The sequence below is a fragment of the Salinivirga sp. genome (genome assembly GCF_055145285.1).
Genome location: NZ_JBSRDC010000031.1, coordinates 36110 through 47203 on the forward strand (window position 1 = coordinate 36110; position 11094 = coordinate 47203).

An 11094-nucleotide genomic window follows, 5' to 3' on the forward strand; every position below is an offset into this window, starting at 1 on the left:
GCTGTAATGCATAAGGTTACCGATTGATAAATAACTCCTTAGGCCTAACCAACACGTTCCCATAAAACTTTTTAATTTTAAAACAAAGAGCGCACACGCATAAAGCAAATAGCAAATCCCGGGATGTGGCTTTTTCAGGTGAAAAGTATAAGGAACTTCCTGATTTTCGAGCAAATAAATTCATCTATACAGATAAATGATTATTTTTGCAATCTGAATGAAAACGGTGCCCGCTTAAAACACCCGGGGACATTTCCAGCAGTATTTTACAGGAAAAAAGGGACAATAAATGAGTTTAAAAGGAGAAATAGATCGTAGAAGAACTTTTGGAATAGTAAGCCATCCGGATGCCGGTAAAACAACATTAACAGAAAAACTACTGCTTTTTGGTGGTGCCATCAGGGTTGCCGGAGCAGTAAAATCGAATAAAATAAAAAAGGGAGCCACCTCAGATTTCATGGAAATTGAACGGCAACGGGGCATTTCTGTGGCCACTTCTGTAATGGGATTTGAGTACAAAGGCATTAAAATAAACATTCTCGATACGCCTGGCCACCAGGATTTTGCAGAAGACACCTATCGAACCCTCACTGCGGTTGATTCCGTTATTGTAGTGATTGATGCCGCCAAAGGAGTAGAAGTCCAAACACGGCGGCTTATGCGTGTTTGTCGCATGCGCAAAACACCGGTTATTGTCTTTATCAACAAACTCGACCGCGAAGGTAAAGATCCCTTTGAATTGCTCGATGAAATAGAAAAAGAACTTGATATAAAAGTTCGCCCGCTGAGCTGGCCCGTGGGTATGGGTAAAAGGCTCAGAGGTATTTACAATATGTACGACGAAAAACTCAATATCTTTACGGGAGAGGATAAACAAACAGCCGAAGAGCCTTTGCAAATAAGTGTCGATAACGAAGAAATTGTGGATTATATAGGTGAGGATTATACGCAACAGCTTCGCGACGATATTGAGTTAGTCAATGGTGTTTATCCGCCCTTCGAAAACCGAACTTACCAGAATGCAGAAGTTTCGCCGGTATTCTTTGGCAGTGCATTGTACAATTTCGGTGTAAAAGAACTTTTAGAGTGCTTTATCGACATAGCCCCCACTCCACGTCCTTCAGAAGCAGAAGAAAGACATGTAGATGCGTATGAAGATAAATTCAGTGGATTTGTGTTTAAAATTCATGCAAATATGGACCCCAACCACCGCGACAGGCTGGCGTTTATAAAAATATGCAGTGGTGTGTTTCGTCGCAACACCAACTATTTACATGTGCGCAACAATAAAAAAATTAAATTCAGCAGTCCCACGGCTTTCATGGCCTCCAAAAAATCGGTGATAGACGAAGCTTATCCGGGCGATATTATCGGATTGCACGACACCGGGAGTTTTAAAATCGGCGACACCCTTACAGAAAACGAACAACTTCATTACAAGGGTCTGCCGAGCTTTTCGCCCGAAATGTTCAAATACATCGAAAACGATGACCCCATGAAATCGAAACAGCTGGCCAAAGGCGTGGACCAGTTGATGGACGAAGGTGTAGCACAGCTTTTTACAGTAAAAATGAATGGGCGTAAAATTATTGGTACGGTAGGAGCCTTACAGTTTGAAGTAATTGAATACCGGCTTTTACACGAATATGGCGCAAAGTGTCGCTGGGAGCCCGTAGGGTTTCACAAAGCCGTATGGTTCGAAAGCGACAATGAAGAACAAATGGAAGATTTTAAAAAACGCAAATACAAGCAAGTAGCAGAAGACAAACACGGAAATGATGTGTATTTGGCCGAATCAGCGTTTGATTTGGACCGGGCCAAAGAAAAGTTCCCGGACATTAATTTTCACTTAACCAATGAATTTTAGTTGTTTACCCACAACCTAAAAATTCATTTTTTTGTTACGCTTTTGTTTTTAGAACGTACAAATGAACAGCACTCAATATTCCGGGCAGTTAGCCGTTTCATATATTGATTAACCGAATTAAATGTTTTCAGACACGATATACGAAATCAAGCAAAAGCTAAAAAATCCTTTGGCCGACCTTCCATTAATGGATCAAAAAATGGCGGTTGCCCAAATTACCCATGCCAATTATTCCCGCTTAAAATACCTTTTATCTTTCTTATCGTTTTTCTCATTGGTGCTGCTGGGTAGTGATATTGTATATTTTGAAACCTGGAGCGCAAAAAGCCTGATAGAGATATTTGTAATAGCCGACCTGTCGCTCCTACTGATCAGTTTGTCGGGGTTGATAATTATTCGCCGTAAGCGAATGCCAACAACCGATTTTCAGCAGCGGATGATTTACATTTACCTGCTCTATGGTGCTGTATGGATTGGCGTGATATCCGGGATGAGTTACGAACAAAGTAACCTGACGCTTGTGGCGGGAATTTTCATCATCAGTAGTTCATTTATTCTGTCAGAAATTTTTCATGCCATAATGCTGGCAGCTATTTACACGGTTTTTATACTCATGCATTATCCCTATAATTCAGTGTATCATGATAGTTTCACTGTGTTTTTTATAATCCCGGCATGTATTTTACTGGCATGGATATTTAGCAAAATACTTTTTAAGCATAAAATAGAAAGCATTCAAAAAGAAAAAATGTTGCGCGAATATGCCAACAATTTGCAGGAAACTGTTGATAAAAGAACCACTGAACTTAAAACCAAAAACGACAATCTGATAAGGGAAATAAACAGCAAAGAAACCATTCAAAGCCAGCTTATTGCATCGGAAGAACTTTTCAAAAAATTACTGTACCAATCGGCCGATGCCATTGCTATTTTCGATACCACAGGAAAAGTTCTACAATGGAATATTAAAATTGAAGAATATACAGGTATTTACAGACGAGACGCCATTGACCAGTTTTATTGGGACCTGATACAAAAACCCCTTAAAAACAAAAATGAAGCAACTGAAATAGAAAAGAAAATAAAAACCTATGTGGAGCAAATTACGAAAAACAACTCAACAACCTCACAAATAAAGCTCCGACACAGTTTTATTAACAATTCTAACAGAGAAAGATACATCGAAACCAAAATTTTCCCGATTTATTTGCATAAAAAAACGCTCATTGCCGCCTTTGGAAGAGATATAACCCGCCAATACGAATACGAAACCCACCTGAAAGAAGCCCGCCAAAAAGCAGAAAGAGCCAATGCTGCTAAAAGCGATTTTCTGGCAAACATCAGCCACGACTTAAGGTCTCCGCTAAACTCCATTGCCGGATTTAGCCAAATCTTAAAAATTAAACCCAATATTCCGGAAAAGAAAAAACAACAATACCTGGGCATTATTTACGATAACGGGCAATATTTACTTCAGCTCATCAATGCGCTTATTGACCTTACTCAACTCCAAAGCGGCAACATTAAAGCCGAAACCCAGGAGTTTTACATCGATGATTTTATGCAAGAGATAGATTCGCTTGTAATTAGTGAAAAAACATTAAAAACAGCGGATGTAAAAATTGCCAGAGACCTTACGCCTCAACATGTGTTGATTGAAACAGACCGGACTAAATTGCTGCAAATTTTCACCAACCTGCTTAGTAATGCTGTTAAATTTACTGATGAAGGGCAGATATCTTTTGGATGCAAAATTGAAGGCTCACATTTGCACGGCTATGTAGAAGATACCGGAACAGGCATTGATGAAACAGACTTGCAAAAAATCTTCAATCGGTTTTTCAGTGCCCGGGCTGTTAGCGAGAAAAACGAACAGGGGAAAGGCTTAGGACTGGCCATTGTAAAAGGATACGTTGACCTGCTGGGAGGAACCATACATGTAAAAAGCAAAAAAGGAAAAGGCACGCGTTTTGAAATGCATATACCGATAGTGCGTTCGGAGGCTAAAGACTTAAAAACAAGTTACGCTTTACCTGAGCCCGGCAAAAAGGTACTGGTAATAGACAACGACGCTGAGTCAGCCGAATTCGTATGCGAACTCTTAACCCAGTATAAATTAGAAGTAAAAAGGGCCAAAAGATTCGACGAAGCAATGGCCATGCTGGATGAACAACAGCCTGACTTGTTGCTATTAGATGTTTTCAGAGAAAACACGCTGTTGAAACATGAAATTGGACAAATACGGCAACAATTTCCGAAATTGCCTGTAATAGCCTACACAGCACTAACGCAAAGCAATATAACGCAGGAATTGTCGACCATGGTGGATGTAATTGTTTTTAAACCTATAAATGCCAGTTTACTCATACAAAAAGTTGCAAAATTTTTAAATGGATCAAGCCACACATAGAGAAGGAAAACATGTACGTACCAGCATGTATGTTGCATTGCTGATAAGCTTTTTTGTGGCCTTACTTTTTATCATCCAGCAATTTTTCGATAATGAGTTTTGCCCCGGCATACTACCCGGCAAATGGTCACACATTTACGGAATTATACTCTATCCCCTCTTTCATAGCAATACTTCCCATTTACTTTCCAATTTACCACCCTTATTTTTCCTTACCGCCGGCACTTTTTACTATATGCCCAAAAGATTCTTTATCGCCCCGCTGACAATATGGCTGGTGAGTGCATTTATTATTTGGACCTTCGGTCGATCTGGCTGCCACCTCGGCGCTTCAGGTATCATTTACGGATTAGCATTTATGCTGGCTACGCTTGGTTTTTTAAAAAAGCAACGCACACTCGGGGCTTTTGCCCTCATAATTGTGTTTATGTACGGAAGCATGATTTGGGGCGTATTGCCACAAGATGGCAATGTTTCCTGGGAAGGACATGCAGGAGGAGCGCTGGCAGGTGTTTTACTCGCTGTTTTATGGCGTAAAAAGCCAATTTATACCGATGAACCCGAAGATGATGATGATGACACGGACGAACCATTTAGCCGCTCTACGCACGAAATAGCAGATGCTGAGATTAACTACCATTTTATTCCGGAAAACCCCAGAAAGTAGAAATTATACTTTTAAATATTTACGATAAAAGCATATCTATATATCTAAATAATTAATTCTTTGGAATAGCATTTGTAAACGATTTAGTTCAATGCGTGTTTAATAAATAAACAAACAGAAAATTCTTTAAAAATTTTATAAAAACGAACGATATGGGAAAAAAACATACAGCAAGTGTGAACTGGAAAGGCGCAATGTCTTTTGAAACAGAGGTGAATAACCACAAATTTATGATAGATGCCGACGAAAAAGTTGGTGGAACAGACCAGGGTCCAAGGCCCAAGCCGCTGATGCTAGCAGCATTGGTAGGTTGTACCGGAATGGATGTGGTATCTATTCTGAAAAAAATGCGGGTAGAGGTAGAGGATTTCAATATAGAAGTAGAGGGCGAACAAAACGAAGAACACCCGGTGCAGTACATAAAGATGCACATTATCTACCAATTTAAGGGCAAAAATCTACCTAAGGAAAAAATAGAAAAAGCTGTTAACCTCAGCCAGGAGCGCTATTGTGGCGTAAGTGACTTTTACCGCAAAGTAATACCCGTTACCCACGAAATAAAAATAACCGAATCGTAATCCGTATTTTTATTTAGACATACACCCAAACCGTTGCATGAAAGTGTGGCGGTTTTTTTGTGGTTGGCGCCTAACTAATGGCGATTGGCGATTGAATTGTTGTGTTTGCGGTTCATGGTCCTGCATTTTTTCATGGTAAGTTTTTTAAAGCATGATGATTTTAGAAGAAAGGGTAAAAATCAAGAAGTAAGTAGCCAAAAGGTAACAGCCATCGGCCAATTGCTAACTTCTTCGAAAATACTTAGAAACATATATTCCGATCATTCCTGCGGTAATACCCAAAACATCATACATAAAATCTACCGGGTTCATGGTGCGATGGGGAATCCAGTATTGATGGCCTTCTTCGAGAGCTGCAAATAAAACAAGTAATAAGAACAAACGGATGTTGGGTTTATAAGCCAGGGCAGCAAGCAGTCCAATGATTAGGTATGCGATGAAATGCAAGAGATAATCGAGCCGGAACGACAGTTCGACCATCTGCACCGAACGATTGAGCCTGCCATCAGGTATAGACGAAACAACCAGGAAAAGTGCCAGCACAATCCAGAATATAAAGCGGAGTATTTTTTGCGACATTGCGATAATTTTTTACAAAAATAAGACTTTAAGATGATTAAACGACATTAGCAAGGGAAGAGATGAAGGGACGAGGCGAGCTTTGCACATTCGTTGCATTCTTTGCGAGCGCCGCGTGAAAAAAGAATTGCACGCCACGATCGCTACAAAAAATATCATGCAACGACCGCAGCGGGTTCTTACGTTGCGGGCGCTGCGTATTCGTTGCGTACGCCGCGTGAAAAAAATTTCACGCCACAAACCCAAAATTGGAAACACGTCATCACGAGCGTCTTTGCTCACTGAAGTTTCAACGTAAGCGAGAGCGAAGTGATCTGTCTCAAAGCTTTCGGTCAGGTAGTTTTAAACAGATCGCTTCGTCGTACCTCCTCGCGATGACGTCGTTGTCTTCCTGTACAAACCTACCGACAGAACCCCTCACGCTGCGACTGGTGGGTTGGAATCTTTTTCGCTTTGTGCCACCAGATACAACGAAAATCACTAAAAAAGAGTTTCTCGCCACGGACGCTACGAGAATATGACGCCACGGACGCAGTTTTTATCCGCTATGCCGCCTGAAACGGCTATGCGGGGAGCGGCTCCGAATGACCGAAAACCCACAATCACCGACGCGTCATTGCGATCCGCCGCTGGCGGAGAAGCAATCTATCTCAAGCTTTCGTTCAGGATATTTGCAACAGATCGCTTCGTCGCTCCTACCTTCGTTCTACTACGGCGAGCAAGCCGCTCCTCGCGATGACGTCGTTGTTTTTCCTGTACAAACCTACCGACAGAACCCCTCACGCTGCGACTGGTGGGTTGGAATCTTTTTCGCTTTGTGCCACCAGATACAACGAAAATCACGAAAGAAGAGTTTCTCGCCACGGACGCAGCGGGTTCTTACGTTGCGGGCGTTGCGGCTTCTTTGCGAACGTTGCATGAAAAAGAATTGCTCTGGCGGGCACGGAAAATCAAAACTTATAAATAATCATCCATATTCAACATAAACTTATAGGCCGGCACAATCTGTATCTCTATATTTTCTGCTTTTATAAGTTCTTCGTAATCGTTAGTTATAATTATTCCTTTATCTGCATTTACATACTTACAGGCATTCATCAGCCCTTTTATTTCCCGTTCCCTCGTGTCGGCAGAATCCATTTCATAACTTGCCTGAACCGGATAATGGTTAGCACCATCTTTTATTATAAAATCACACTCGGTGTTTTTTTTAAAATATAAAATCTCTTTTTCTGCTTTTAATAATTCCGTTGCAATCATATTCTCAAATAATGCTCCTAAATTTTTCGAAAATGAATAATTCGTTGCCGTTAAAAAGCCATTGTCAATTGCATAGGCTTTTTTTTCGCTTTTGTGTTGTTTTATCTCTGAAAAATCAAACTTCGGAATCAATAAAGCAGCAAAAGTTGCCTGTATATAATCTAAATATTCATATAAAACATTATTACTGATTTTATATCCCTGTGACTTTAGATCGTTGTATAATTTATTTACCGAAAGCGGTTTTGTGATTTGCACCAGTATTTTTTTCAGGAAAAATTTGAGAATAACGGGGTTCGATATTTCGTAGCGCTCAATTAAATCTTTATAGATTATTGTATCAAAATAGTTTTGAAGCCTTTTAATTTTAATATCATCGGGTAGTTCTAATAATTCGGGAAAGCCGCCAAAATGCAAAAACTGTTTGTACCACTTAAAAATATTGACCTTTTGTCTGGTTCCATAATATGATGGAGAAACATCAAGAAAGTTCAAATATTCCCTGAACGTTAATGGATAAAGTGTATACGATATGGTACGCCCTCTTAGCGATGTTGCTATTTCGGAACTAAGTAGTTTTGAATTTGAACCGGTAATATATATGTTTTGTGAAACAGTGTCAAAAACACGACGAATAAACTTTTCCCATCCGGTAACATTTTGAATTTCATCGAAGAAAAAATAACAGTCCTTATACGATTGTTCAGGGTATAATTCATAATATGCTTGTAGTACTAAATCAAGATCTTTGGCCTCAAAATGAAAACGTTCGTCTTCAAAGTTAAGAAATAAAATACGTTCAACCGGTACTTGTTTTTTAAGTAGTGCTTTTATGGTATCATATAGCAAAAAAGTTTTCCCTGCACGTCTTACACCTATCACCGAAATGATTGTTTTAGTGTTTAACGGCAATTTAATTATACGACTATGACTTGGTTTTAATTCTGAATTATGAAAATCCTTGATGACAGTTTTTAGTAGTTCCTTCATGTTTAATTTCTCTTTTTTTGTAAAAGACACGATAAAAATACATAATTATTCGTCAATATAACGAATTTTTTGCAGTTTTCTTCGTGCTTTAAACGAAATTCATCAAAAGATTTGCATGAAATAAATACGGAACAAAGTGCTTCGTGGATAATCTGATTCGATTTGTGCTATTCTTAATTGAGAACAACGAAAAGCACTAAAATCACGAAAGAAAAGTTTCTCGCAACGAGCGCTACGAGAATATAACGCTAAGAGCGCAACGGGTTCTTACGTTGCGTTCGCTGCGTATTCTTTGCGAGCGCCGCGTGAAAAAAGGGGGCTGCATCTGGAGCACCGGAAAGTCGCGGTGTGAGTTCCTGAATGAACCGGAATGACGGTTTTTTCTTTATGTCTGCCGGCAGAAACCCTCACGCTGCGACTAATGGGTTGGAATCTTTTTCGCTTTGTGCCACCAGATACAACGAAAATCACTAAAAAAGAGTTTCTCGCCACGAACGCTACGAGAATAACACGCCACGAACGCAGCGGGTTCTTACGTTGCGCACGCTGCGTTTTCTTTGCGGACGTTGCGTGAAAATTTTTTGACTAAATCCCACAGCGGCAGCTTCGCTTGGAGCGAAACCGTCGCCTGCCTGCGCATAGGGTGCATCGTTGATTAACCCATCCGGAAAGTCGCGGTGTGAGTTCCCGAATGAACCGGAATGACGGTTTTTTCTTTATGTCTGCCGACAGAAACCCTCACGCTGCGACTAATGGGCAAGCGCTACATCGAACTTTCAATAAATTGGATAATCTGATTCGATTTGTGCTATTCTTAATTGAGAACAACGAAAAGCACGAAAGTCACGAAAGAAGAGTTTCACGCCACGAGCGCTGCGAGAATATCACGCCAAGGATGCAGCGAATTGTGTTTTCATCCGCTATGCCGCCTGGAGCGGTTAGGCGGGGAACATCTCCGAATGACCGTAAACCCACAATCATAGACGCGTCATAGCGATCCTAAAACAACTCCAAAGGGTTTAACTTTAATAATTCCTGCCAGGTTAAACCCCTGTTTTCTATTATGTATACTTTGTTGGGATTGTATTTTCTCCGGAAAGCATCCATCCCTTTTTGCTGCTTTGAAATATTACTTTTTATTTCTAATCCAATAATTTTTTCATTGTATTCAAGCACAAAATCTACTTCATCATTTCTATCGCGCCAATAGTAAAGCTTAAAACCTTCTTTTATCCCCATATTAACTAAATGCGCACCAACTACTGACTCTACAACTCTTCCCCACTCAACCGGATTTGCCTGAATGTTGTCAAAATATTGCGCTGATTGTGCACTTATCAAAGCATTGTTTTGCACCTGAAATTTTGGACTGCTCGCACGTTTACGGATGGTTGTAGGTGAATATTTTTCTATGCCGGTTAGCAATCCTGCTGTTCCCAGCAAATGCAGATAATGCGCCAATGTAGTTGTATTTCCTGCTCCCTGCAACTGCCCAAGTATTTTATTGTATGATAATATTTGACCGGAATATAGGCAACCCACTTCAAATAAATTCTTAAGTAAAGCAGGCTTATCAATCCGGGTAAGCATCAAAATATCTTTTGATATGCTCGTTTCTATCAGCGAATCACTTACATAACGCTTCCACCGGCTTTCCTCATCAATTAAGTCTGCACTACCGGGGTAACCGCCAAACCATGCGTATTGTTCTGCATTCCATCCAAAAGCTTCATGCATTTCCATAAATGACCAATGCGGCAGGTAAATAACTTCGAATCGTCCGGCCAGGGATTCTGTTAAGCCCTCTTGCAATAATAACCGGGAAGAGCCCAATAATACGACCTTTAGATTAAGTTTATTAAAGCTATCTTCGTCCCACAGTTTTTTTACAACTTCACTCCAGTTGATAATTTTTTGAACCTCATCTATGATGAGTAAAAACTCAATTGCCCCAGAAGTCTTCATTTTTAAACGTGCAGATTCCCATGTCTGCATTAACCAGGTTTCATCACTACCTGCAACAGCATCGGCTGATGTAAACAAATAAGGAATAACCAAGCCATCACACAATTGACGTACCATCGTTGATTTACCCACCTGGCGCGGTCCCATAATTACTTGAATATGCTTACGCGACTCATGAATTCGATTGTGAAGTATCTCTAATTCAGCTCTTTTGTACATATTCTACAATTTACTCAATATGGCGAGTAAAAATACTCAATTGTTTTGGTTTTTCCAACATTAATTTTGCTTTTGTTTCACGCAACGAGCGCAGCGAGTACTTACGTTGCGGCTTTGTTGCGCACGCTAATTTGGAAACGTCACGAGCGTCTTTGCTCGCTGGAGCTTCAGCGTAAGCGAGAGCGAAGTGATCTGTCTCAAGCTTTCGTTCTGGTAAATTCACCTCACCCTGTCCCTCTTCAGTTGAGAGCCTGACACGGCCTCAAGGAGTGGGGACGCTTCGATCTAATTGTATTACAGAACATTAACTTACCTGCAAGTAATTTCGTTCATTTTTGGTGTGCATGATCGTAGCGTAGAAATTTTGTACAAGCTGCGCGGTGGAGGTTCTTCCGCCAGCTGGCGGATTAGTGAGGTGTGCGGTGGGGGAGTGAAGCAATCTGTTTCCTCCTTTCGCTGCAGTTAATTGCAACAGATCGCTTCACTACGTTCGCGATGACGTCGTTGTTTTTCCTGTACAAACCTACAACCGAAGACGCGTCATGGCGAGGCACGAAGC

Annotated in this window: 7 protein-coding genes; 4 read left to right on the forward strand and 3 right to left on the reverse strand. The window is 40.6% G+C overall.

Annotated features, from left to right (window positions below; genetic code table 11):
* Positions 1-289: 289 nt before the first annotated feature.
* The 4 genes from ACTB0Y_RS06730 to ACTB0Y_RS06745 all read left to right on the forward strand — a co-directional run bounded on the left by ACTB0Y_RS06730 (position 290) and on the right by ACTB0Y_RS06745 (position 5522).
* A complete protein-coding gene (locus ACTB0Y_RS06730; protein WP_463206046.1) occupies positions 290-1867 on the forward strand; it encodes a peptide chain release factor 3 in 1578 nt (525 codons plus the stop codon).
* A gap of 121 nt (positions 1868-1988) precedes the next feature.
* The gene (locus ACTB0Y_RS06735; protein WP_463206047.1) at positions 1989-4277 is read left to right on the forward strand and encodes a hybrid sensor histidine kinase/response regulator; all 2289 of its coding nucleotides are present in this window, start codon (positions 1989-1991) and stop codon (positions 4275-4277) included.
* Positions 4258-4944 (forward strand): rhomboid family intramembrane serine protease, encoded by a 687-nt coding sequence (locus ACTB0Y_RS06740; RefSeq protein ID WP_463206048.1) that lies wholly within the window; start codon positions 4258-4260, stop codon positions 4942-4944. The genes ACTB0Y_RS06735 and ACTB0Y_RS06740 overlap by 20 nt, the downstream gene beginning before the upstream one ends.
* 152 nt (positions 4945-5096) lie before the next feature.
* Positions 5097-5522, forward strand: a complete 426-nt coding sequence (locus ACTB0Y_RS06745; RefSeq protein WP_463206049.1) for an OsmC family protein — start codon at positions 5097-5099, stop codon at positions 5520-5522.
* A 222-nt stretch (positions 5523-5744) separates the two neighbouring features.
* Here ACTB0Y_RS06745 and ACTB0Y_RS06750 read toward each other — a convergent pair whose 3' ends face one another.
* The 3 genes from ACTB0Y_RS06750 to ACTB0Y_RS06760 all read right to left on the reverse strand — a co-directional run bounded on the left by ACTB0Y_RS06750 (position 5745) and on the right by ACTB0Y_RS06760 (position 10535).
* On the reverse strand, positions 5745-6101 hold the full coding sequence (locus ACTB0Y_RS06750) for a VanZ family protein (RefSeq protein ID WP_463206050.1): 357 nt from the start codon (positions 6099-6101) through the stop codon (positions 5745-5747).
* Between the two features lie 957 nt (positions 6102-7058).
* Positions 7059-8351: an ATP-binding protein gene (locus tag ACTB0Y_RS06755; RefSeq protein WP_463206051.1), complete on the reverse strand. Its 1293-nt coding sequence runs from the start codon at positions 8349-8351 to the stop codon at positions 7059-7061.
* A 999-nt stretch (positions 8352-9350) separates the two neighbouring features.
* Positions 9351-10535 (reverse strand): ATP-binding protein, encoded by a 1185-nt coding sequence (locus ACTB0Y_RS06760; RefSeq protein ID WP_463206052.1) that lies wholly within the window; start codon positions 10533-10535, stop codon positions 9351-9353.
* Positions 10536-11094: the final 559 nt, after the last annotated feature.